The organism is Kitasatospora phosalacinea (assembly GCF_000716545.1).
In the GTDB taxonomy this organism is placed as follows: Bacteria; Actinomycetota; Actinomycetes; order Streptomycetales; family Streptomycetaceae; genus Kitasatospora; species Kitasatospora phosalacinea.
Window position 1 is genome coordinate 19,181 of sequence record NZ_JNWZ01000001.1, and the last position, 21,057, is coordinate 40,237.

At 75.7% G+C, this 21,057-nt stretch carries 18 protein-coding genes and 7 tRNA genes; 13 read left to right on the top strand and 12 right to left on the bottom strand.

The annotated features are described in order from the left end of the window. Nucleotides 1–119 precede the first annotated feature (119 nt). The 5 genes from OO48_RS00095 to OO48_RS00115 all read left to right on the top strand — a co-directional run bounded on the left by OO48_RS00095 (nt 120) and on the right by OO48_RS00115 (nt 8,457). The gene (locus OO48_RS00095; protein ID WP_033211519.1) at nt 120–746 is read left to right on the top strand and encodes a GNAT family N-acetyltransferase; all 627 of its coding nucleotides are present in this window, start codon (nt 120–122) and stop codon (nt 744–746) included. 187 nt (nt 747–933) lie between these two features. Beyond that, the gene (gene cbiE / locus OO48_RS00100; RefSeq protein ID WP_033211526.1) at nt 934–2,172 is read left to right on the top strand and encodes a precorrin-6y C5,15-methyltransferase (decarboxylating) subunit CbiE; all 1,239 of its coding nucleotides are present in this window, start codon (nt 934–936) and stop codon (nt 2,170–2,172) included. A 427-nt stretch (nt 2,173–2,599) separates the two neighbouring features. After that, complete coding sequence (gene cobT, locus OO48_RS00105; RefSeq protein ID WP_081951825.1) at nt 2,600–6,220, top strand: nicotinate-nucleotide--dimethylbenzimidazole phosphoribosyltransferase; 3,621 nt, start codon at nt 2,600–2,602, stop codon at nt 6,218–6,220. A 124-nt stretch (nt 6,221–6,344) separates the two neighbouring features. After that, complete coding sequence (gene cobA, locus OO48_RS00110; RefSeq protein WP_051731557.1) at nt 6,345–7,577, top strand: uroporphyrinogen-III C-methyltransferase; 1,233 nt, start codon at nt 6,345–6,347, stop codon at nt 7,575–7,577. A gap of 76 nt (nt 7,578–7,653) precedes the next feature. After that, entirely contained in the window at nt 7,654–8,457 is an 804-nt protein-coding gene (locus tag OO48_RS00115) for a TrmH family RNA methyltransferase (protein WP_033211528.1), read from the top strand. Between the two features lie 15 nt (nt 8,458–8,472). Here the strand turns inward: OO48_RS00115 and OO48_RS00120 are convergent, their stop codons facing one another. Continuing rightward, complete coding sequence (locus OO48_RS00120; RefSeq protein ID WP_033211807.1) at nt 8,473–8,847, bottom strand: hypothetical protein; 375 nt, start codon at nt 8,845–8,847, stop codon at nt 8,473–8,475. Nucleotides 8,848–8,974: 127 nt separating this feature from the next. Here OO48_RS00120 and OO48_RS40525 point away from each other — a divergent pair, with 127 nt between their 5' ends. Beyond that, nucleotides 8,975–9,832 (top strand): hypothetical protein, encoded by an 858-nt coding sequence (locus OO48_RS40525; RefSeq protein ID WP_033211529.1) that lies wholly within the window; start codon nt 8,975–8,977, stop codon nt 9,830–9,832. Between the two features lie 11 nt (nt 9,833–9,843). On the opposite strand, the gene OO48_RS34775 is transcribed toward OO48_RS40525, so the two are convergent. Continuing rightward, entirely contained in the window at nt 9,844–10,410 is a 567-nt protein-coding gene (locus tag OO48_RS34775; protein ID WP_051731558.1) for a hypothetical protein, read from the bottom strand. A gap of 95 nt (nt 10,411–10,505) precedes the next feature. Here OO48_RS34775 and OO48_RS37995 point away from each other — a divergent pair, with 95 nt between their 5' ends. Then, nucleotides 10,506–10,670, top strand: coding sequence for a hypothetical protein (locus tag OO48_RS37995; RefSeq protein ID WP_157845350.1), 165 nt, complete (start codon nt 10,506–10,508; stop codon nt 10,668–10,670). 100 nt (nt 10,671–10,770) lie between these two features. On the opposite strand, the gene OO48_RS00135 is transcribed toward OO48_RS37995, so the two are convergent. Further along, entirely contained in the window at nt 10,771–12,678 is a 1,908-nt protein-coding gene (locus OO48_RS00135; protein ID WP_425338498.1) for a serine/threonine-protein kinase, read from the bottom strand. 573 nt (nt 12,679–13,251) lie between these two features. On the opposite strand from OO48_RS00135, the gene OO48_RS38000 reads away from it, so the two are divergent. Beyond that, a complete protein-coding gene (locus OO48_RS38000) occupies nt 13,252–13,428 on the top strand; it encodes a hypothetical protein (protein WP_014134612.1) in 177 nt (58 codons plus the stop codon). A gap of 272 nt (nt 13,429–13,700) precedes the next feature. Here OO48_RS38000 and OO48_RS00140 read toward each other — a convergent pair. The 5 genes from OO48_RS00140 to OO48_RS00160 form a co-directional block, all read right to left on the bottom strand. Further along, nucleotides 13,701–13,775 (bottom strand) — tRNA-Val (locus OO48_RS00140). 36 nt (nt 13,776–13,811) lie between these two features. Then, nucleotides 13,812–13,883: transfer RNA gene (locus OO48_RS00145), tRNA-Val, on the bottom strand. A gap of 34 nt (nt 13,884–13,917) precedes the next feature. Beyond that, nucleotides 13,918–13,989 (bottom strand) — tRNA-Val (locus OO48_RS00150). Nucleotides 13,990–14,025: 36 nt separating this feature from the next. Beyond that, nucleotides 14,026–14,099 (bottom strand) — tRNA-Cys (locus tag OO48_RS00155). 47 nt (nt 14,100–14,146) lie between these two features. Further along, nucleotides 14,147–14,219: transfer RNA gene (locus tag OO48_RS00160), tRNA-Gly, on the bottom strand. A 322-nt stretch (nt 14,220–14,541) separates the two neighbouring features. Between OO48_RS00160 and OO48_RS00165 the strand changes: the two genes are divergently transcribed. The 3 genes from OO48_RS00165 to OO48_RS00175 all read left to right on the top strand — a co-directional run bounded on the left by OO48_RS00165 (nt 14,542) and on the right by OO48_RS00175 (nt 17,310). Beyond that, the gene (locus tag OO48_RS00165) at nt 14,542–15,585 is read left to right on the top strand and encodes a chorismate-binding protein (RefSeq protein WP_033211813.1); all 1,044 of its coding nucleotides are present in this window, start codon (nt 14,542–14,544) and stop codon (nt 15,583–15,585) included. Further along, complete coding sequence (locus tag OO48_RS00170; RefSeq protein ID WP_033211530.1) at nt 15,582–16,400, top strand: aminotransferase class IV; 819 nt, start codon at nt 15,582–15,584, stop codon at nt 16,398–16,400. The genes OO48_RS00165 and OO48_RS00170 overlap by 4 nt, the downstream gene beginning before the upstream one ends. A 64-nt stretch (nt 16,401–16,464) precedes the next feature. Continuing rightward, a complete protein-coding gene (locus OO48_RS00175) occupies nt 16,465–17,310 on the top strand; it encodes a GNAT family N-acetyltransferase (RefSeq protein ID WP_033211531.1) in 846 nt (281 codons plus the stop codon). A 24-nt stretch (nt 17,311–17,334) separates the two neighbouring features. On the opposite strand, the gene OO48_RS00180 is transcribed toward OO48_RS00175, so the two are convergent. From OO48_RS00180 to OO48_RS00190, 3 genes are all read right to left on the bottom strand, one after another. Beyond that, nucleotides 17,335–17,832: a DsbA family protein gene (locus tag OO48_RS00180; protein WP_033211533.1), complete on the bottom strand. Its 498-nt coding sequence runs from the start codon at nt 17,830–17,832 to the stop codon at nt 17,335–17,337. A 43-nt stretch (nt 17,833–17,875) separates the two neighbouring features. Beyond that, a complete protein-coding gene (locus OO48_RS00185; protein ID WP_033211538.1) occupies nt 17,876–18,457 on the bottom strand; it encodes a CGNR zinc finger domain-containing protein in 582 nt (193 codons plus the stop codon). Nucleotides 18,458–18,722: 265 nt separating this feature from the next. After that, nucleotides 18,723–19,136, bottom strand: a complete 414-nt coding sequence (locus OO48_RS00190; RefSeq protein ID WP_030459107.1) for an SsgA family sporulation/cell division regulator — start codon at nt 19,134–19,136, stop codon at nt 18,723–18,725. A 540-nt stretch (nt 19,137–19,676) separates the two neighbouring features. On the opposite strand from OO48_RS00190, the gene OO48_RS00195 reads away from it, so the two are divergent. Continuing rightward, a tRNA-Val gene (locus OO48_RS00195) sits at nt 19,677–19,748 on the top strand. A 185-nt stretch (nt 19,749–19,933) separates the two neighbouring features. After that, nucleotides 19,934–20,005 (top strand) — tRNA-Val (locus OO48_RS00200). Nucleotides 20,006–20,080: 75 nt separating this feature from the next. On the opposite strand, the gene OO48_RS00205 is transcribed toward OO48_RS00200, so the two are convergent. Beyond that, a complete protein-coding gene (locus tag OO48_RS00205; protein WP_051731580.1) occupies nt 20,081–20,842 on the bottom strand; it encodes a 3'-5' exonuclease in 762 nt (253 codons plus the stop codon). Nucleotides 20,843–21,057: the final 215 nt, after the last annotated feature.

Below are 21,057 nucleotides of genomic sequence, written 5' to 3' on the forward strand. Positions count from 1 at the left end.
CGGCCTCCCCGCCGGGGGGCACCGTGCTGACGGGCCGTGAGGTGCGGAGCGGGTACGCTGGCACGCCCGAGGGAAGGCGGGGCGTACGGTGTGTCCACGACCCGGCGAGGAGAGACGGCATGGTTGCGAACTTCCCCGAGACAGCCATCAGCACCGAACGGCTGCTGTTGCGCTCCCTTGAGGAGCAGGACGCCCCCGGACTGGCCGCCATGCTCGGCGACGAACTCGTCCAGACCTGGACCGACCACCCCCGCCCCTACCGCCAGGCCGACGCCCACGAGCTGATCAGCCGTCACGCCCCCGAACGGCGCGCCCGGGGGCGCGGAATCGTTTTCGCCGTCACCGAGCACCTCACCCAGCGGCTGGTCGGCCTGCTCGAACTCGACCGCACCGACTGGCACCTGCGCGCCACCGAGGTCCGCTTCGTCACCGCCCCCTGGGCCCGCGGCGAGGGCTACGCGCCCGAGGCCGTCCTCGGCACCGCCCAGTGGCTGTTCGAGGACCGCGGCTTCCAGCGCCTCGAACTGCGCACCGCCGCCGGCAACACCGCCGCCCAGCAGGTCGCCCAGAAGACCGGCGCGATCAGCGAGGGCGTGCTGCGCAGCGCCGCCATAGTCCGCGGCGGCGAGTGGGGCCCCGGCCCCGAGGAGCGCACCGACCTGATCGTGTGGAGCCTGCTCCCCGAGGACCTCGACCCGCCCGAGCCCGCCCACCCCGACGACCGCTACCACGTCCTGCCCCGCTGACCCCGGGCCCGCCCCCGGCCCCTCCCGGGCCCGCCCCGCACCCGTTTCCGGTCGTGCCCCGGCTGTTCACGCCCCGGCGCGCGCCACGGGCCCGCACCACCCCGCTCAGGCGGTAGCCTCGTGCCCGGGAAGCGTCCACGACGCACCCGCCAGGGGTGGAACGACGGCGTAGGGAGAACAGCCGCAGATGGCTGACCGGATCACGGTCATCGGGTGGGACGGCACCCCTCTGACCCAGGCCGCCGCCGGCGCGCTCGCCGGAGCCACCCTGGTCGCCGGAGCGGCCTACCAGCTCGCCGCCCTCCCCGTCCCCGAGCGCGCCGAACGCATCGGCCTCGCCGACCTGCGGGCCGCCGCCCGGAAGATCGCCGACCACCGCGGCACCGCCGTCGTCGTCGCCGAGGGCGACCCCGGCTTCTTCGGCGTCGTGCGCACCCTGCGCCGCCCCGAGTACGGCCTCGAACTCGAAGTCCTGCCCGCCGTCTCCTCGGTGGCCACCGCCTTCGCCCGGGCCGGCATGGCCTGGGAGGACGCCCAGGTGGTCTCCGCCCACGGCGGCCGCCTGCGCCGCGCCGCCAACGTCTGCCGCGCCCACCCCAAGGTCGCCGTCCTCACCACCGGCGGCGCAGGCCCCAGCGAACTCGCCCTGATGCTCCGCGGCGTCCCCCGCACCTTCGTGGTCTGCGAAGGGCTCGGCACCCCCGAGGAGGACGTCACCGTCCTCACCTCCGAACGCGTCCCGGACCACGACTGGCGCGACCCCTCGGTCGTCCTGGTCATCGGCAACGTCCCGCCCGCCGAGGCCGCCTCCGGCTGGCTGGCCGGCAAACCGCTCGACCACCCCGGCACCCAGCGCGGCTGGGCGCTCCCCAGCCGGGCGTACGCCGGAGCGGACGCCGAGGGCAGGCGCCCCCGCGCACTCCCGCCGCACGTCCGGGCCCTGGCCCTGGCCCGGCTCGCCCCCACCCCCGGCGACCTGCTGTGGACCGTCGGCGCCGGGGACGGCGCGCTCGCCGTCGAAGCCGCCCGGTTCGGCGCCGCCGTGGTCGCCGTCGAGGCCGAACCCGCCGACTGCGCCCGGATCTCCGCCAACGCCCGCAGGTGCGGCGTCGAGGTCGAGACCGCCGCCGGATCCGGCCCCGAAGTCCTCGGCGCCCTCCCCGAACCCGACGCCGTCGCCGTCGAACAGGGCGGCCCCGTCATGGTCCGCGCGGTCGTCGCCCGCAAGCCCGAGCGCGTCGTCGCCGTCGCCCGCAGCCTCGCCGAAGCCACCGAGACCCGCCGCGTCCTGGACACCGCCGGCTACCGCACCGACGGCCTGCTGCTCCAGTCCGCCCCCCTGCGCGCCGAGGCCGACGAGGGCGCCGGGCCCTCCTTCGGACGGGGCGACTACACCCTGCTGATCTGGGGCGAACCGTACGACTGATCTCCGTTTCCGCCCCCGCCGACCGTCCGACCCGGGCGGTACGGTGATCCCCGTCGCATCCGGACAGGGTTTCGAGATCGGCCCGGCCGCGGCCGGTAGGGTTTCCCCGGGGGACCATCCCGTCGATGCAGCACCGTGTCCGATCCGGCACGGTTGCCACCCATTTGACGCGTTGCAACCCGAACGGCCCGCTTCGCGGGCATTCGACGCGGTGCGCACCCGCCCGGAAGAATGCCGTGAGGGTCCGGAGCGGCCGCGCCGTCGTGCCGGTTGCCCGGGGCCGTCGTTGTTTCTGATGGCACGCCACCCGAGCGGGTGACGGCCGGTGGAGTAAGGGACGGGTCGGTGCGGTTCCGTTCCGGCGAAGTGGGCGGGGCCTTCGGGGACCTCGCCGAGGACGCGCAAGCGGCCTGGAAGGAGCATTGACATGACCGACGGCGGCCACGCCCCCAGTGCCGGTCCCCTCGCGCCCGAACCCGGGCCCGGCGGACCCGTCCCGGAGCCCCACCTCGGCGCGCCCCTCCAGCCCGCCGCGCCCGCCGGGCCCTGGCACGGCGACCAGCGGCCCGCGTACACCTTCCTCGACCAGCCCGACGGCGAGGAGGAGGACGACGTCCTGTTGATGCCCGGCCCGCAGACCGCCTGGGGCGAAGCCGCGCAGGGCGTCGAGGCCGTCGTCGGCGAACAGCCGCCCGGCACGCCCGTCGCGCCGTCCTGGCCGCCGCTCGCGCCCCCCCTGCTCACCGTCGCGGTGCCCGCCGAGCCCACGCCGCTGGTGCCGGCCGAGGCCGCCCGGGCCGTCCAGGCCGAGACCGCTCCGATCGCGGCCGTCCCGGCCGAGGGCGCACCGGCCGAGGCCGCGCCGGCGGAGGCCGCGCCGACGGCGGAGAGCGCCGAGGCGCCCGCCGATGGGGCGGGCGGCAGCGGCACCCTGCACCTCGGCTCCCCGCCGGTCCAGCCCGCCCCCGCCGCCGTCCAGCAGCCCGCGCCGCCGCAGCCGCGCCGCCCGCTGCACGCCGGACCGCCGATCCCCGACCCGTCCCTGATGACCGGTCACGTCCCCGTCCGCTCCCTCGCCGACCGCGGCCCGTCCGCCCCCGGCGGCACGCCCGCGTACGGGGTGCCGGTGTCGGCCGCCGAGGCGGCGCCGCAGGTGCAGCCGCTCCAGGCGCAGGCCCCGGTGCAGCAGGCCCCGGTGCAGCAGGTGCCGGCCGGTACGCCCGTGCACGGCGTGCCGGCGCCGGTCGCGGTGCAGACCCCGGTCGTCCAGGTGCCCGCGCCCGTGCAGCCGCAGGTGGTCGAGGCCGCCGCGGCCGTCGCCGAACCGGTGGCGGCGGAGCCCGTCGCGCCGGTCGCCGCCGAGCCAGTGGAGCCCGTGGAGCCGGTGGCGCAGGCCGTGGCGGCTCCGGCGATCGTGGCCGAGGCGGTGGCCGCCGCGGTGGCCGAACCGGCCTCCGAAGCCGCGCCCGAAGCCGCGCCCGCCGCGAACCTGGTCCCGGTGTTCGTCGAGCCCGTCGAACCGGCCGCCGGGCAGCAGGCCGCCGCGCCGTCGGTGGAGCCCGCCGCACCCGCCGCCGAGACGTCCGAGACCGCCGCCGTGGCAGTCGAAGCCGTTGACGCACCGTCGGCCGAGGCCGAGCAGCCCGCGCCCGCCGAGGCGGAGACCGCGCAGCCCGAGGCCGAGGCCGCGAACGCCGGGACGGTGAGCGGCGAGGCCGCCGCTGCGCCGATCCCCGAGCAGGCCGCGAAGTCGTCCGGCCGGGGCGCGCACCGGCGCATCTCCGCCTTCCTGGCCGCCCCCGCCGGCCTGCCGCTGCTGGAGCCGGAGGCTCCGGCCGCCGCCGAGGAGCCGGTCGCGCAGACCCCCGAGACGCCCGTCGCGGAGCCGGTGGCCGAGCAGGTCGAGCAGGTCGAGCAGCCCGAGCAGCCCCAGCAGGTCGAGGCGCCGGCCGTCGAGCCGGAGGCCGCGCCCGCCGCCGAAGCGGAGTCCGTCGCGGAGCCCGCCGCCGAGCCGGAGCCGCAGTCGGCCGAACAGCCCGCGGCCGTCGCCGCCGAGCCCGCCGAAGACCCCCGGCCCGAAGCCGAGGTCGCGCCTGCCGCCGAGCCGGTGGCCGAGCAGCCCGAGACCCCGACCGTCGAGGCCGAGCCCGAGCCCGAGGCCCAGCCCGAGGCCGCCCCCGCTGCCGAAACCGACGCCGCCCCCGCCGCCGAAGCCGAGCCCGTCGCCGAGCCCGAGCCCGCTGCCGAAGCCGAGCCCGCTGCCGAAGCCGAGTCCGTCGCGGGGGAGGAGCGTCCGCCCGCCGCGCCCGGCTACGACGAGGTCGGCCGGGAGGCCGTCCACCAGGTGATCCGGGAGCGCCGCGACATCCGCAACGGCTTCCGGCCGGACGCGATCCCGCACGAGGTGCTGATCCGGGTGCTGGAGGCGGCGCACACCGCACCGAGCGTCGGCTACTCGCAGCCGTGGGACTTCGTGGTGATCCGCTCCGCGAAGACCCGCCGGAAGATGCACGAACTGGCCGAGCGCCAGCGCGAGGCGTACGCGGACTCGCTGCCCAAGGGCCGGGCGAAGCAGTTCAAGGAAATCAAGATCGAGGCGATCGTCGAGACGCCGGTCAACATCGTGGTGACCGCCGACCGCACCCGCGGCGGCCGGCACACCCTGGGCCGGCACACCCAGCCGCAGATGGCCCCGTACTCGGCCGCGCTGGCGGTGGAGAACCTGTGGCTGGCGGCCCGCGCCGAGGGCCTGGGCGTCGGCTGGGTGAGCTTCTTCGACGAGGAGGAGCTGGTCCGCGAACTCGGCCTGCCCGAGCACCTGGAGGTCGTCGCCTACCTGTGCGTCGGCTACGTGGACGCGTTCCCGGACGAGCCGGAGCTGCAGCAGCAGGGCTGGGCGAAGAAGCGCCCGCTGTCCTGGGTGGTGCACGAGGAGCAGTACGGCAACCGCGCGCTGCCCGGCGAGGAGCCGCACGACCTGCTGTCCGACACCCTGCGCGGCATCCGCCCGCTGGACGCCAAGGCGCTCGGCGAGGCGTGGGACCGGCAGAAGCGGATGACCAAGCCCGCCGGTTCGCTCGGCGTGCTGGAGATGATCGCGGCCCAGCTGTCCGGCCTGGCCCGGCAGTGCCCGCCGCCGGTCCCCGAGCCCGGCTGCGTGGCGGTCTTCGCCGGCGACCACGGCGTGCACGCCCAGGGCGTCACCCCGTGGCCGCAGGAGGTCACCGCGCAGATGGTCGGCAACTTCCTGGCCGGCGGCGCGGTGGTCAACGCCTTCGCCGCGCAGGTCGGCACCGAGGTGTGCGTGGTCGACGTCGGCGTGGCCGCCGAACTGCCGGACGCCATCCAGCAGGGCCGCACCACCGGCCTGCTGCCGCGCAAGGTCAAGCCCGGCACCGACGACATGACGCAGGGTCCGGCGATGAGCCGGGACGAGGCGCTGCGCGCGGTCGAGGTCGGCATCGAGACCGCCCGCGACCTGGTCGCGGCCGGCAACAAGGTGCTGATCACCGGCGACATGGGCATCGCCAACACCACCGCCTCCGCCGCGCTGATCTCGGTCTTCACCGAGACCGACCCGGCCGAGGTGACCGGTCGCGGCACCGGCATCGACGACGAGACCCACGCCCGCAAGGTCGAGGTGGTCCGGCAGGCCCTCGACCTGCACAAGCCCGACCCGGCCGACCCGATCGGCGTGCTGTCGGCCGTCGGCGGCCTGGAGCACGCCGCGATCGCCGGCTTCCTGCTCGGCGCGGCCTCGCTGCGCGTCCCGGTGATCCTGGACGGCGTGATCGCCGGCTCGGCCGCCCTGGTCGCCAAGGCGATCGCCCCCGAGGTGCTGGCCGCCTGCATCGCCGGTCACCGCTCCGCCGAGCCCGGCCACCAGATCGCGCTCGCCAAGCTGGGCCTGCGCCCGCTGATCGACCTCGACCTGCGGCTCGGCGAGGGCACCGGCGCCCTGCTGGCCCTCCCGCTGGTGCAGAGCGCCGCCCGGGCGATGCACGATGTAGCCACCTTCGACTCCGCCGGAGTCACCGAGAAGGCCTGACCCGCAGGCACCGGCCGCCCCCGCAGTGCGAGGGGGCGGCCGCCCCGCCGAACCCGTACCGGCTCAAGGGCGCGCCGGCACAGGGCAGCCCCCCAGTACCGCCGCCCACCCAGGAGCTCCCCTCATGACCGCGCCCGCGCCCCACCCGTCCACCCAGGGCCTCACCCCGTACCCCGTCGGGCTGCTGCTCGCCGGCCGCCGCGTCGTCGTCATCGGCGGCGGGCAGGTCGCCCAGCGCCGGCTGCCCGCGCTGATCGCCGCCGGCGCCGACATCCACCTGATATCCCCGGCCACCACCCCCGCCGTCTCCGCGATGGCCGACGCCGGTGAACTCACCTGGCACCGGCGCCCCTACGCGGACGGCGACCTCGCCGACACCTGGTACGCGCTGGTCGCCACCGACGACCCGGCGGTCAACACCGCCGTCTCCGCCGAGGCCGAGCGCCTGCGGGTGTTCTGCTCCCGCAGCGACGACGCCTCCGCCGCCACCGCCTGGACGCCCGCCTCCGGCCACGACTCCGGCGCCACCGTCGCCGTCCTCACCGGAGACCCCCGGCACTCCGCCGCCCTGCGCGACTCCATCGTGGCCGGCCTGCGCGACGGCTCCCTCGCCGCCCGCCAGTACCGGGCCCGGGACGCCGGCGTCGCCCTGGTCGGCGGCGGGCCCGGCGACCCCGACCTGATCACCGTCCGCGGCCGCCGGCTGCTCGCCGACGCCGACGTGGTCGTCGCCGACCGCCTCGCGCCGCGCGAACTGCTCGCCGAACTGCCCCCGCACGTCGAGGTGATCGACGCCTCCAAGATCCCCTACGGCCGCTACATGGCCCAGGAGGCGATCAACCGGACGCTGATCGAGCACGCCAAGGCCGGCAAGTTCGTGGTCCGCCTCAAGGGCGGCGACCCGTACGTCTTCGGTCGCGGCGGCGAGGAACTGCTCGCCTGCGTCGAGGCCGGCGTCCCGGTCACCGTCGTCCCCGGCATCTCCTCCTCGATCAGCGTCCCCGCGGCCGCCGGCATCCCGGTCACCCACCGCGGCCTCACCCACGAGTTCACCGTCATCTCCGGCCACGTCGGCCCCGGCGACCGCTCCCTCACCAACTGGGCGGCCGTCGCGGGGATGACCGGCACCCTGGTCCTGCTGATGGCCGTCGACAAGATCGGCGCGATCGCCGCCGAACTCATCACCCACGGCCGGGCCGCCGACACCCCCGTCGCCGTGGTCCAGGAGGGCACCACCGCCGCCCAGCGCCGCGTCGACGCCACCCTCGCCACCATCGGCGAGACGGTCGCCGCGGAGGGGATCAAGCCCCCGGCGGTCATCGTCATCGGCGACGTGGTCGGCGTCCTCCACCCCTAGGCACGCACCACCGGGGGCCCGGGCCCCGCCGTTCCCCGGGCCCCCGGTCCCTCCTCCGACGTGCGAAAATCGTCCGGTGTCCGAGCCTCTCACCGTCACCGACGCCGCCGACCCCCGGCTGAGCGACTACACCGACCTGACCGACGTCGAACTGCGGCGCCGCCGGGAGCCCGCCGAGGGGCTGTTCATCGCCGAGGGGGAGAAGGTGATCCGGCGGGCGCTCGCCGCCGGGTTCCGGATGCGGTCGATGCTGCTGACCGCCAAGTGGCTGGGCGTGATGGCGGACGTGATCGCGGACGCCGACGCGCCCGTCCACCTGGTCGAGCCCGCGCTCGCCGAGCGGGTCACCGGCTACCACGTGCACCGGGGCGCGCTCGCCTCGATGGAGCGCAAGCCGCTGCCCACCGCGCCCGAGGTGCTCGCCGGAGCCCGCCGGGTGGCCGTCCTGGAAGGGCTGGTCGACCACACCAACCTCGGGGCGATCTTCCGTTCCGCGGCCGCGCTCGGCATGGACGCGGTCCTGCTCTCGCCGGACTGCGCCGACCCGCTGTACCGGCGGGCCGTCAAGACCTCGATGGGCGCGGTCTTCTCCGTCCCGTACGCCCGGCTCGACCCGTGGCCTGAGGCGCTCGGCGCCGTGCGGGAGGCCGGGTTCGAACTGCTGGCGCTGACGCCCTCCGGCGCGGAGGACTTCACCAAGGCCCGCCCGCACCTGCTCCCGAAGGCCGCGCTGATGCTCGGCGCCGAGGGCGACGGCCTGACCCCGAAGGCGCTGGCCGCCGCCGGCCAGCGGGTGCGCATCCCGATGGCCCACGGAATCGACTCGCTGAACGTCGGTGCGGCCGCCGCCATCGCCTTCTACGCCGTCAACCACGGCTGACCGGACGGCCCGCGCTCAGCGGGCGGTGAACACCGCCGCGTCCGCGTCGTCCAGCACGAAGCCGTTGTCGAACCGGACGCGCACCGAGCTGCGCGGCCCCTGCGCCCGGAACTCCCGCCAGTGCGGCTCCAGTTCGGCGAGCTGCGCCTCCAGCCGGCGCAGGCTCTCCGCGGGCATGGTGTGCCCGTAGTCCTCGAACAGGGCCCGCAGCCGCTCGTACTCGCGGACCTCCTCGGGCGGCGGCAGCTCCCCGGTGACCCGGACGACCGTGCCCTCGACGCCCGCGCCCAGCAGCAGGAAGCCGACCGCCGGGCCGTCCTCCCCGGCGGACGCCCCGCCCAGCGCCAGGTCCTCGACCAGCCTGACGCGCTCACCCTCCACCAGGGCCACCGCTCCCGCCACCTCTCCCGGTTCGTTCCGCACCGCCGCCGGACCGGCGCACGACGGCACCATTATCCGGTGCTCGACGGGTCGTTCGGCTTCCGTCCGGGCCGTGCCGTCCGGTAGACAGTGCGGTGTGATCACCGATCTGCGGCACCGGCTCGTCGCCCGGCTCCGCCGCCTCGCCCGGCGCCCCGGCCACCGGGCCCCCCTCGCCGTGGCGGCCCTGCTCGCGCTGCCGCTGGGCGTGCCGTACGGCGTGGTGCACGACCCCCTGGCGCTGGCGTTCGTCCTCGGCGGGTTCCTCTGGACCGCCCTGGACATGCTGGTCCCCCCGTTCGCCGTCCCGCTGCTGCTGGTCGTCGGCCTGCCGGCCGCGCTACTGGCGATCCGCCACCGCGAGCGCCTCAAGCACCTCAAGCGCCTCAAGTGCCCGTCCCGCCCCGGCAACAGCGCCCGGCTCTGCTGCGCCCTCGGCGTCGCGGCCGTCCTACTGGGCGTGGGCGTGGGCGTAGGTGCGGGCCTGCCCGGCGCGGACTCCGGGCTGCTCGGCCTCGGCGCCCTCACCCTGCTCGCCCTCCCCGTCGGCCGGCTGCTCCGGCACCGGACCTCCCGGGCCCGCCGCACCGCCACCCGCCCGCTCGGCCAGGGGCGCTGGGCCGCCGCACCGCTGCTGCTCGCCACCGGCGCCCTGCTGGTCCACTACGACGTCCCCGCCGACGCCCGCTTCGCCGCCACCCGCCCCGCCCTCACCGCCCACGCCGAACACGCCCTCGCCACCGGCGACACCGCCCCCGCCTGGGTGGCCGGCTACCGCCTGGAACGCACCGAACTCGTCGGCGGTGGCGCCACCTTCACCGTCGCGGGCACCGGCGTCTTCGCCCCGCACGGCTACGCCTACTTCCCGCACGGCACCCCCGTCGGCGAGTCCGTCACGTACTGGACCGAGCTCGGCGACGGCTGGTACAGCTGGTCGGGCCCCGACCGCTTCTGACCCGGCGGCCCTCACGCCGCCCGGCGCGCCGCCGGCGGGCTGATCGGCTGCGGCGCCGGCCGCCGCGGATCGTGGTGCCGGCGGCCGGTCAGGTCGCCGACCCGCAGCACCAGGTCCGGTGCCGGGGGAGCGGGCCACACCGCCAACCGGTGCTCCTCCAGCGGGCGGGCCGCGGTGTCCGCCTCCCGCCCGCGGTCCCGCCCGCGGGTCTGCACCCGCACCCGGTACCAGCCCGGCCCGGCGTGCGCCAGGTTCCCCGGCCCGGCGACGTCCACCCCGTCCCAGGCGCGCAGTCGCAGCTCACCGCTGCTGTGCAGGGACAGCTCCACCACGCTCTCCCACTCCGGCCCCGGCTCCGGCGGCCGCTGCGCGCAGCGCTCCACCCCCAGCCGGATCAGCCCGGTGTGCGTGCCGCACAGCACCGTCAGGTGGTCCGGGCAGCCCGCCGCCACCCCGTTCCCGTGGAACAGCCGGTCCAGCGCGTGCGCGTCCCAGCCGTCCGGCAGCTCCGGTCCGTACAGGAAGTACTGGCAGTACGCGACGTGCATCGCGTCGGTCGTCCACATCATGCGGCCCATGCTGCCGCTCCGTACTGACAAGCCGTCACCGCCACCCGGACACCCTCCGGTAGCCTCCCCGCCATGCCGACCGTGCCGCCCCCCCGCCGCCGCAGGTGCGCCACCGCCTCGCCACCCACCCCGATCCGGGCGTCCGGACCGCACTGGTCGTCTCCGCCACTCCCGACGAACGCGGCCTGTTCGAACGGCTCACCGCCGATCCGGCGCCCCGGGTGCGCAAGCAGCTCGCCCAGTGCGACCACACCCCCGCCGAGCTGTGACGGGCCTGCCCGGGCGGGGAAGGGGGCGTCCACCTGAGAGCGCACGACACCTCGGGGACGCGCCGCTGCCCGGACAGCCGCCCATGCGGCGCGTCGAGCCTCAGCCCGCCGAGCCCGAGACGCCCGTGCCCGGCCAGGACTCCTCCAGGCCGCCGTCCGGGCGGACGGTGTAGCGGGTGGAGGAGACCGCGCCCGTCCGGTCGACCCGCTCCTCGCGGATCAGCGCGCCGTTCTCCACCCGCCACACCGCGCCCGCCTCCGGGTTGGCGGCCGAGGCCCGGTCCGCGAGCAGGACGGGGGCACCGCCGGTGAAGCCGTACAGCTGCACCAGGTCGACCGGCACCGCGCCCTCCAGGCGGCGCAGCACCACCAGGGCGGCCTGCGCGTCCCGGTAGCGGGCGGGCAGCACCGCGGCGAGCGAGACCGGCGGCCCGGTCTCGGTGGAGCGCCCGTCGCGCAGCCGGATCGCCGGGCCGCCCGAAGGGTCGGGGTAGCTCAGGTTGGGCCAGTCGACCTGCGGCGGGGCGCCGAAGGACGGCGCCAGCCCGGTGTCGCCGTGCCCGGCGGCCTTCGCGCCGTCCACCGACAGCGTCGTCCCGCTGGCCGGCTCGACGGGGGCGGTCACCACCCCGGCGGGCCGCCGGCCCAGGCCCTGCGCGTCCCGGTTCTCGCAGCCCTGCGCGACGGCGATGGCCAGCGCCACGCCCAGGGTGACGGTCACGAACACCACCAGCCGCTGCCGCAGCAGCCGCTGCCGGGGCGTCGGCCGCCCGCCCAGGGTGTGCGGGCCGCGCCCGGGCGGGGGAGTGCGGTCCCGGCCGGGCACCGGGGTGCGCTCCCGCCCGGGGGGCGCGGGGCGCCGCTCCCGGACGGTGTCCCCGTCCCGGGCCGGGCGCCGCACGCCGGGCCCGCCGGGGCGGCCGTCCGCCCGCGCCGCCTCCTGCCGGGGCATCGCCGGGGTGGCCACCGCCGGGCGCCCGCCGACCCCCGCCGCACCCTCCGCCTTCACCGCCGGGCGGCCACCGGCCGCCGGACGCCCGCCCGCTGCCGCGTCCGGCCGCAGGCCCGCCTGGGCGCCGCGCACCGCGCCCGGCCGGGCCGGGGGACGCGCCTGGGCGCCGTGCGCCTCCTCGGCGGGCGCCGCCGGGGCCCGCGCCTCGTCCACCCGCGCGGCCGCCGCCCGGCCGGACCGCCCGCCGCCGCGTGCCGCCAGCTCGCTCAGCCGCTCGTGCAGCGCCGCCGCCGGCGGCCGCTCGGAGGGCTCCTTGGCCAGGCAGGCGCCCACCAGCGGCGCCAGCACCGGCGGGATGCCGGTCAGGTCCGGCTCCTCGTGCACCACCCGGTACAGCATCACCTCGGACGAGGCGCCCGACCCGAACGGAGACTCCCCGGTCAGCGCGAACGCCAGCGTCGCTCCGAAGGCGAACACGTCGGTGGCGGGCGTGACGGCCGCGCCGCGCACCTGCTCGGGCGCCAGGAAGCCGGGCGAGCCGACCGCCGTGCCGACGTGGGTGAGCGTGGAGGCGCCGCGCGACCAGGCGATGCCGAAGTCGATGATCCGCGGGCCCTTGGGGGAGAGCAGGATGTTCGACGGCTTCAGGTCCCGGTGCACCACCCCGGCCTCGTGCACCTTCACCAGCCCGTCGGCCAGCGCCGAGCCGATCCGCGCCGCGTCCGGCCAGGCCAGCGGCCCCTCCTCGGAGACCTGCTTGTACAGCGAGGGCCCGGGCACGTACGCGGTGGCCAGCCAGGGCCGGTCCGCCTCGATGTCGGAGCCCACCACCCGGGCCGTGCAGCCGCCGCGGATCCGCGAGGCGGCGGCGATCTCCCGGGCGAACCGGGTGCGGAACTCGGCGTCCTCGGCCAGCTCGGCCCGGATCAGCTTCAGCGCGACCCGCTGCCCCCGGCGGTCGGAGCCCAGGTACACCACGCCCATCCCGCCGGCGCCCAGCCGCCGGTGCAGCCGGTACGGGCCGACGATGCGGGGGTCCTCACGCCTCAGCCGCATCATTGCCATCCGCCCGTACCCGTTTCCGTTCCGTCAGCCTGCGGGGTGAGGCCCCGTCCGATGTGGGGCGCCGTCAGACAACCGTCTCGGGACAGCTTACGGACAGGTAGCGGCCCCGCGTCGACACGCAACACGCGAACCGCCGGTCGGATTGTCCGATCGGAGCCCGGCCCCGCGCCCGGGACGCCCCACCGCCCGCCCCCGACGGCGGCGATCCGCACCCGAACCGACCCGCCCGTCCCCGACCCCCCGTCAGGAGCCCGCCCCCGCACCGCCGCCCGCGCCGGCTCCGGCGCCGCTCCGCCCGCCCCCAAGGGACGACCCCCAGGCTGCTTCAGGGGTACCGGTACCCCCGTCTCCGCCTCCAGGAGTACGCCGCCGCGCCGCTCCTCATCCCAGCGGAGGCGATCGGAACGGTACGCGGGCATGACGAAGCGGACAGCCCTCCCGCATACGGTTGTTCACAGCGAGGGCGGGCCCGCTCGTCCCCCGAGAAACCGCCCCCGCGCCAACCCCGTTCCACCCGACCCGACCCCGACCCGCAGCACCAGCCCGGCAGGAGCCCAGCACACCATGGCACCGCTCAGCAGAGCCCTTCGCCGCCGCCACCTCCCCGCCACGGAGACCCGGCACCCGGTCGTCGCGCTCGCCATCGTCCTGCCCTGCGCCGTCCTGCTGCTGGCCCTGTTCGGGGCGTGGGACCAACTGGCGACCCAGACCAAAGCGGTCGCCGACCTGATCGGGCGCTGACCCCCTCATGGGGTAGGGGTCATCGCCGGCCGGAGCCGCCCTCACCGTCGTGGACGGACAGCGTGAGTGGCACAGGCTGCAGCTCCGGCCCACCGGATGGCCGGGAACGACACGTCGGTGAGGGCGTGCCGTTCCCGGCCACCACCGTTTCCCGAGCCGCGCGGAAACGCCGCGACCGGACGACACCACGACCGGACAACGCCACGGCCGGACAGCACCGCCCTCGGAAACGCCGAGAGCCGCAGTCCGGATCGGACTGCGGCTCTCAACAGTGGTGCGCGATACTGGGATTGAACCAGTGACCCCTACCGTGTCAAGGTAGTGCTCTCCCGCTGAGCTAATCGCGCGGGTGCGCCAGGAATCCCGCAGGTGGGAAGCCTGAGTGCGCGATACTGGGATTGAACCAGTGACCCCTACCGTGTCAAGGTAGTGCTCTCCCGCTGAGCTAATCGCGCGGGTCGATCCGAAGGACCGGGATCCGAAGACCAGTGCGCGATACTGGGATTGAACCAGTGACCCCTACCGTGTCAAGGTAGTGCTCTCCCGCTGAGCTAATCGCGCGGGGAGGACCTCCGGTCGAAACCGGAAGGAACCTCTTGGAGGTGGAGACGGGATTTGAACCCGTGTACACGGCTTTGCAGGCCGTTGCCTCGCCTCTCGGCCACTCCACCAGGCAACTTCTGAACTCCTGGAGAACGATCTTACCCGTTCCCCATCGAGCGGACGACGAGATTCGAACTCGCGACCCTCACCTTGGCAAGGTGATGCTCTACCAACTGAGCCACGTCCGCCTGTCTGCCCGGCCCGCCCCCGGTTTCCCCGGCTGCGCTCCCTGGCGACGTGTTGAACTCTAGCGGATCCCCGGCCCAGCTGAAAAATCCGTTCCCGCAGCGTGGCGCGGGGGTGACCGTCGCGCACCGAACCGCCCCGCCCGCTCCGGACGTTCCGACACGCCCCCGACCTAGACTTTCCGGTACCGGGGCGATCCCCCGGGGCCCGCCCCGCGCCCGTGCGCAACCGGCACCCGACCCGGCACCGGCAGCGGGCAGCACCGAACATCCGCGCAGGAGAACCGTGTCCGGCCGCACCCCGCCGCTCAGCCCCCACCAGCCGATGGCCCGCTTCGCCGGCCGCCTCGCCACCGGGCTGCGCGAAGTCACCCACGACCCGGCCGCCCTCGAACGCGGCGGACTCTGGGCCGTCGCCCACGACTTCGAAGGCCGCCTCACCTGCGCCCGCTTCGCCGACGTCCGCCCCGACCCGGCCCCGCCCGCCACCGACCGCTGGCACGGCCCCGCCCCCGCCTCCTGGCACAGCTCCCTCGACGCCGACGCCTACCGCGCCGGAGTCCGCCGCATCCGCGAGCACATCGCCGCCGGCGAGGTCTACCAGGCCAACCTCTGCCGCGTGCTGAGCGCACCCCTGCCCGACCCCGACCGCACCGACGTCGACGCCCTCACCGGCCTGCTCGCCGCCCACAACCCCGCCCCGTACGCGGGGACGATCCGCCTCCCCGAGCACGGCGTCGAGATCGCCACCGCCTCCCCCGAGCTCTACCTCTCCCGCCGCGGCCGCACCGTCCGCTCCGGCCCGATCAAGGGCACCGGCCGCACCGAGCACGACCTGCTCGACAAGGACCACGCCGAGAACGTGATGATCGTCGACCTGGTCCGCAACGACCTCGGCCGGGTCTGCGGGACCGGCACCGTCACCGTCCCCGACCTGTGCGCCGTCGAGAAGCACCCCGGCCTGGTGCACCTCGTCTCCACCGTCGAAGGCACCCTGCGCCCCGGAGCCGGCTGGGCCGACCTGTTCGCCGCCACCTTCCCGCCCGGATCCGTCACTGGCGCCCCCAAGAGCAGCGCCCTGCGCATCATCCGCGCCCTCGAAACCGCCCCCCGCGGCCCCTACTGCGGCGCCGTCGGCTGGGTCGACGCCGACCGCGGCGAAGCCGAACTCGCCGTCGGCATCCGCACCTTCTGGATCGAACGCCCCACCACCGGCGCCCCCGTCCTGAAATTCGGCACCGGCGCCGGAATCACCTGGGACTCCGACCCCGACCGCGAGTGGCGGGAAACCGAGCTCAAAGCCGCCCGACTGGTGGCGATAGCCTCCACCGGCACCCCCGAAACACCCGAAGGAGCACCCCGCCGATGATCTGGGTCAACGGAACACTCACCGCCGAGGACGACGCCGCACTCTCCGTCCTCGACCACGGACTCACCGTCGGCGACGGCGTCTTCGAAACGGTCAAGACCGAGAACGGCGAACCCTTCGCCCTCACCCGGCACCTCGACCGCCTCACCCGCTCCGCCCGCGGCCTCGGCCTCCCCGACCCCGACCACGACGAGGTCCGCGAGGCCTGCGCCGCCGTCCTCGCCGCCAAACCGCTGCCGCTCGGCCGCCTGCGCATCACCTACACCGGCGGCACCTCCCCGCTCGGCTCCGAACGCGGCACCGCCGGCCCCAGCCTGATCGCGGCCCTCGGCAGCGCCGCCCCCCGCCCCGAGACCACCTCCGTCGTCACCGTCCCCTGGCGCCGCAACGAACACTCCGCCGTCACCGGCCTCAAGACCACCTCCTACGCCGAGAACGTCATCGCCCTCGCCGCCGCCCACCGCGCCGGCGCCAGCGAAGCCCTCCTCGCCAACACCGCGGGACGGCTCTGCGAGGGCACCGGCTCCAACGTCTTCCTCGTCCTCGGCGGCCGCCTCCTCACCCCCGCCCTCGCCTCCGGCTGCCTGGCGGGCATCACCCGCCGGCTCGTCCTCGACTGGACCGGCGCCGAAGAGACCGACCTCCCCCTCGAAGCCCTCACCGAAGTCGAAGAGGTCTTCCTCACCTCCACCCTCCGCGACGTGCAGGCCGTCACCCGGATCGACGACCGCGAGCTGCCCGGCGTGGGCCCGGTGACGCGCAAGGCGATGGAGGTCTTCGCGGAGCGGGCGGCGCAGGACCGCGACCCGGTCTGAGGAGGGGAACCGGCTGCGCCGGGGCGGGGATAGAAGAGGGTCCGGGGCGGGAAAGGGAGACGGCATGACCACCACGTTGCGGCCCGACGGGCCCGAGGAGGCGGGCGTCGGCGGCGGACGGACGCGGCGCTGGCACATCATGGTGAACGGGCGCCGGGTCGGGGGGCTGCGGACCAACGGGTGGGGCCGCAGCGGTCAGTACCCCGGGGAGATCTGCGAGCTGGAGGTGGCCGAGCCGGACCGCCTGCGCGGCCGCGCCACCGTCGCGGTGCTGGCCGCCGAGGAAGTGCTCCGCCACTGGGGGTGCGCCCGCGCCCAGGTCACCGTCCCGGTCGAGGCCCCCGTCGCGCTCCGCCTCGCGCGGACCCTCGGCTACACCGAGCAGATGCGCAACCTCGGCAAGCGCCTCGACCAAGTCCCGCCCCAGCCGGGCGGATCCACGGACCGGCCGATCACCCCCGAGGAGTACCCGGCCTGGCAGCGCGCCGCCGTCGCCCGGTACCGCGGGGAGCTGATCGGCGCCGGCCTCGGCCCCGACGAGGCCACCGCCCGGGCCGAGAACGACCACCGCCGGGCCCTCCCCGTCGGCCTCTCCACCGCCGGCACCGTGCTGCGCCACCTGCTGGACGCCGACGGCCACGTCCTCGGCACGATCTGGGTCACCCTCCACCAGGGCCGGCTGCCCGACGGCAGCCCGCTCGCCTGGGTGATGCTGGTCGAGGTCGCCCCCGAGCACCGCGGCCGGGGCCACGGCCGCACCCTGATGCGCATCGCCGAGCGCGAGTGCCTGCGGACCGGCGTCCGCGACCTCGGCCTGAACGTGTTCCGCGACAACGGGGTGGCGATCGGCCTGTACGAGTCGCTCGGCTACCGGACCACCCGGTACGTGCTCAGCAAACCCCTGCTCTGACCCCCGGGGAGGGCCCGGCGGGCCTCAGCCGTTCAGCAGCTCCACGATCCGCTCCCGCAGGCCCTCCTGCGACTGCCCGCCGTCCAACCGCTTCCCGGCCACCACGTACGTCGGCGTGCCCTGGACCCCGATCGCCCGCCCCTCGGCCACGTCCGCGTCGACCCAGAGCATGTGCCGCCCGTCGACCAGCGCGGTGTCCACCTCGTCCGGGTCGACGCCCACCGCGGCGGCGATCTCCACCAGCACCGGCGCCCCGCCCCGCTCGACGTCAGCCAGCCGCTCCAGCACCGCCTCCGCGAACTCCCAGCCGCGCCCCTGCTCGAACGCCTCCGCCGCCGCCTCGGCCGCCGGGTACGCGTACTTGTGCTTCTCCAGCGGGAAGTGCCGCAGCTCGACGGTCAGCGCGTCGCCGAACCGCTCCCGCAGCGCCCGGACGTCGTCCAGCGCGGTACGGCAGTCGGGGCACAGCAGGTCGCACCAGAACTCGACGCGGGGCAGGGAGGACGGGGAGGAATCGCTCATGCCCCAAGTCTCCCAGGCCGGGAGCGCCCCGCCGAACGCCGGCTCAGCGGCCCGGGGCCGGTACCGCCTCCGCCTCCGCCGAGCGCTGCCTGGCCCGGTACGCGGCCACATGCAGCCGGTTGCCGCAGGTGCGACTGTCGCAGTAGCGGCGCGAACGGTTGCGGGACAGGTCGACGAACACCCGGGCGCAGCCCGGCGCCCCGCAGCGGCGCAGCCGCTCCAGCTCGCCCGCCATCACGATGAACGCCAGCGCCATGCCCAGCTCGGCGGCCAGGTGCCGGCCGACCGCGGCGTGCGGGGCGAAGTAGTGGATGTGCCAGCCGTGGTGGTCGTGGTTGGTCAGCCGGGGCGTGGTGCCGGCCGCCGCCACCAGCGCGTTCACCAGCTCCGCAGCCCGCTCGACCGACCCGGCCGAGAACACCTCGCGCAGCCGGGTGCGCAGCTCGTGCACGGCGGCCAGGTCCGCCGGACCGAGCGAGTCGATCTCGCTGATCTCCTGCCGGACCACGAACGCGCTCAGCGCCGCCACGTCGGGCAGCAGCTCGCTGCCGCACGCCTCCGGCGCCGTGTTCAGCAGCTCCACCAGGATGCTCAGCGCGCACTCGGTGTCATGGGTGATCAGCACGTGGGGACTCCTCACGCGGCGCCGGCCCGGGGACCGTCGCGTCGGTCATCGGGCGCCGACTCTACCGGCCCCGGCCCGAACCGGGACCAGTGCGCGGACCGGGACGCGACTGAGCCCCGGGTGTCCACTCCGGTGGGAGCGGGCACCCGGGGCCTGACCCCGAGGCCGCCGTGGCGGCTGCGAGCTGCGACCGTGCCCCCGAGTAGGACGGTGCGCATCGAGGCGTTCCCGCCGCCGCGCGACGGCGGGCGTACTCGTACGGGGTTCAGTTCTCGGCGAGGATGTGGGACAGCTCCCGGTCGAGGTCGAAGTGGCGGTGTTCGGTACCGGGTGGCACCGCGGCGTCCGTCCGCTTGAGGAAGGACTCAAGCGCCCGGGCCGGGGCTTCCAGCAGGGCCTCTCCTTCCGGAGAGCTCAGGGCGATGCAAACCACGCCTTGACCGTGGCTGCGGGACGGCCACACCCGGACGTCGCCGGTACCGGTCGGTCGGTGCAGCCCCTCCGCGAGGAGGTCGCGGGCGAACACCCACTCCACGGTCTCGTCGGCTCCGGTGTGGAACGTCGCATGCACGGCATAGGGGTCGGCAGTGTCGTAGCGCAGGCCCGCGGGGACGGGCAGTGACGACTCGCTGGACACGATGAGGCGCAGGTGCAGCTCGCAGCTGACCGTGGTGTTCATAAGCGCCAGGGCCTTTCGCTCAGTGTGCGCTCGGGGAATCGCACGTCGGCGAACGGACCATCCCACCTGAAAGCCCGGTGTAAACCCGTCTGTCCCGATTCCGGCGCGAGTCGTACCCCTTCCGGCGCATTGCGGAATCCCCCGGCGGCTCCGGCGGCCCGGACGGCGGGCCGGTAACGGCAGGGCATTACCGGCGGTCGCACCGGGACGGGCCGAGGCGGACTGGAGGAACCCACGAACCTGGCCCGGCCGGCGCCCCGGCCGGGCCCCGGCGCCTCCGGCCCGGCGAGCGGCCCGGCCGGAGCCGTCACCCGCCGTGTCCGGCGCGGGCCGTCGGCCTGGGGCGCCGACCTGAGCCGCTGGTCGGAGCCGCTGCCGGGGCGGCCGCCGGGCCGGCCCCGGATCGGTGGCGGCCCGGCCCCGGTCGTCGCCGGGTCGTCGTCGAGTCGTCGTCGGAGAGGAGCGTCCGGGCGGCGGGCCCGGCGGCGGCGGGGTTGTTCGGAGCACCCGCGCGGATGGGGTAATGTTTTCCCTGCACCCGGGCGATTAGCTCAGCGGGAGAGCACTTCGTTCACACCGAAGGGGTCACTGGTTCGATCCCAGTATCGCCCACCGGAATGCACAGGCGTAGGGCTCCGACTTGTTTATCAGGTCGGAGCCCTACGCCTTTTCCGCGCGCTCCGGCCGGAGTTCTGACGAGCATTCAACGTGCCCTCCCGGAACGGGAACTGGGGGACCGTCCGTGGAACGGATTGTGAACCCGGGCCCAAGTGGTGCTAGAGTTCTTCTCGTTGCCCGGGCGATTAGCTCAGCGGGAGAGCACTTCGTTCACACCGAAGGGGTCACTGGTTCGATCCCAGTATCGCCCACCGAGCACACCGCAGGCCCCGACCACGCCGTCGGGGCCTGCGGCTTTTTCCGCACCCGACGCTCCCGAGGGGGCGTCAGGCCGCCAACTCGCAGGCGTGGCCCGGCTCCAGGCGCTCGCCGCAGCGGCACCGGGCCGGACGCATCGGCCAGGCCGTGTCCACGTGCTCCGGCGACCCCGCACGCTCGAACCACCGCTCCAGGCCGCGCGCCTGCGCCGCGTGCCACACCGCCTGCCGCAGGTGCAGCTCGGCCGGCGACAGCGCACCCAGGCGCTCGTGCCGGGCCGCCACCGCCCGCACCAGCTCCATCGCCGCCAGCGCGTCCGCCGCCGCGTCGTGCGCCCCCACCAACTCCACGCCGTAGTGCGCGCACAGGTCGGTCAGGGTGCGCCGGCCCTTGCGGTAGCGGTCGAACTGCTTGTCCAGCACCCGCGGATCCAGCACCAGCAGCTCCGCGCCGTCCAGCACCTCCGGCAGCGAACCCGCCCCGTGCCGGCGCAACTCCCGGTCCAGCAGCGTCAGGTCGTACGGGGCGTTCATCACCACCAGCGGCACGCCCGCCCTGGACTGCTCGGCCAGCGCCCGGGCGACCTCCACCGCGACCGCGCGCGGCGGCCGCCCGTGCGCCCGCACCTGTTCGTCCGAGATGCCGTGCACGGCCCGGGCCGACTCCGGGATCGGCACGCCCGGATCGGCCAGCCACGTCCGGACGGAGGCCGCGCCGCCCGGCGCGGGCTGCACCACCAGGGCGGCCGAAACGATTCTGTCCCGCTCGACGTCGACACCCGTCGTCTCGGTGTCGAAGGACGCCAGCGGACCGTGATACCAGGAACCCAGCTGCTGCATGACGCCCCCTCAGACGCCGCACGGTCCTTGCCGGGCGCCGCTGCCACCGAGGACCGGTGCAGCGGCCGCACCGTGCTGAAGTGATACCGCACTCGGAGGCCGGTCAACCGCCCGCGACGTCCGAATCGTGGCGGAAAGTGACCGAATGATCACGGCGGTGGCGCTCCGGCCTCGGCGACGGGGACGCGGCCCGGCTCGGTACCATG

Bases quoted from the DNA above. Each gene is read 5' to 3' on its own strand.
- OO48_RS00095 (WP_033211519.1), top strand. From the start codon at position 120: ATGGTTGCGAACTTCCCCGAGACAGCCATCAGCACCGAACGGCTGCTG.
- cbiE (WP_033211526.1), top strand. From the start codon at position 934: ATGGCTGACCGGATCACGGTCATCGGGTGGGACGGCACCCCTCTGACC.
- cobT (WP_081951825.1), top strand. From the start codon at position 2,600: ATGACCGACGGCGGCCACGCCCCCAGTGCCGGTCCCCTCGCGCCCGAA.
- cobA (WP_051731557.1), top strand. From the start codon at position 6,345: ATGACCGCGCCCGCGCCCCACCCGTCCACCCAGGGCCTCACCCCGTAC.
- OO48_RS34775 (WP_051731558.1), bottom strand. From the start codon at position 10,410: ATGGGCCGCATGATGTGGACGACCGACGCGATGCACGTCGCGTACTGC.
- OO48_RS00135 (WP_425338498.1), bottom strand. From the start codon at position 12,678: ATGCGGCTGAGGCGTGAGGACCCCCGCATCGTCGGCCCGTACCGGCTG.
- OO48_RS38000 (WP_014134612.1), top strand. From the start codon at position 13,252: ATGGCACCGCTCAGCAGAGCCCTTCGCCGCCGCCACCTCCCCGCCACG.
- OO48_RS00165 (WP_033211813.1), top strand. From the start codon at position 14,542: ATGGCCCGCTTCGCCGGCCGCCTCGCCACCGGGCTGCGCGAAGTCACC.
- OO48_RS00170 (WP_033211530.1), top strand. From the start codon at position 15,582: ATGATCTGGGTCAACGGAACACTCACCGCCGAGGACGACGCCGCACTC.
- OO48_RS00175 (WP_033211531.1), top strand. From the start codon at position 16,465: ATGACCACCACGTTGCGGCCCGACGGGCCCGAGGAGGCGGGCGTCGGC.
- OO48_RS00180 (WP_033211533.1), bottom strand. From the start codon at position 17,832: ATGAGCGATTCCTCCCCGTCCTCCCTGCCCCGCGTCGAGTTCTGGTGC.
- OO48_RS00190 (WP_030459107.1), bottom strand. From the start codon at position 19,136: ATGAACACCACGGTCAGCTGCGAGCTGCACCTGCGCCTCATCGTGTCC.